The organism is Streptomyces sp. SID11385, from assembly GCF_010548245.1.
Classification (GTDB): Bacteria; Actinomycetota; Actinomycetes; order Streptomycetales; family Streptomycetaceae; genus Streptomyces.
Genome location: NZ_JAAGLR010001113.1, coordinates 1 through 516, shown reverse-complemented (window position 1 = coordinate 516; position 516 = coordinate 1). Strand labels below are relative to the sequence as shown.

The following is a 516-nucleotide window of genomic DNA, read 5'->3' as shown; positions in this document are numbered from 1 at the left end:
CGCCCCGCGCGCCGCTCGGCGAGGCCCCCGCGACGCCCGCGAAGCGCTCCGCGTCCATCCCCGGGTACACCGTGCGCAGCTTCTCCGGGTCGGCGCCGCAGCGTTCCTGCCAGCGGCGGGCGTGGGCGTTGCCGGGGGTGACGAGGGACGCGGCGCGGTAGACGTCGGCGGCGAGGGCGCGGTGGAAGCCGCCGAGCACGGCGCGGACGGGGGCGCCGAGGGTGCGGGCGGTGGTCGCCTCGTCCTCGTCGAGGTGGCGGGCGCCGTCGAGGTAGAGGGTGCGCAGCCGGACGCCGTACTCGGTGACGAGGAGCGGGATGCCGTGCAGGTGGTGGGTGAGGAGCCCGGGGAGCGCGGCGATGCCGCCTGTCGTGGCGTGGCACAGGGCGACGCCGCCCAGTCCGTCCTCGTCGTACCAGTCGAGCGCGAGCGGGCGCAGCGCGCGTTCGAGGAGGTCGGCGACGAGGAGGAGGTCGGGGACGCGGGCGCGGCGCGCGGCGGGGACGGCGCCCGGGG

Annotated in this window: 1 protein-coding gene; it reads right to left on the bottom strand. The window is 78.9% G+C overall.

The window, feature by feature from the left end; translation table 11 throughout:
* Positions 1 to 516: DUF3492 domain-containing protein (locus tag G3I42_RS33850; protein ID WP_164291484.1), on the bottom strand; the 516-nt coding region annotated here is incomplete at both ends.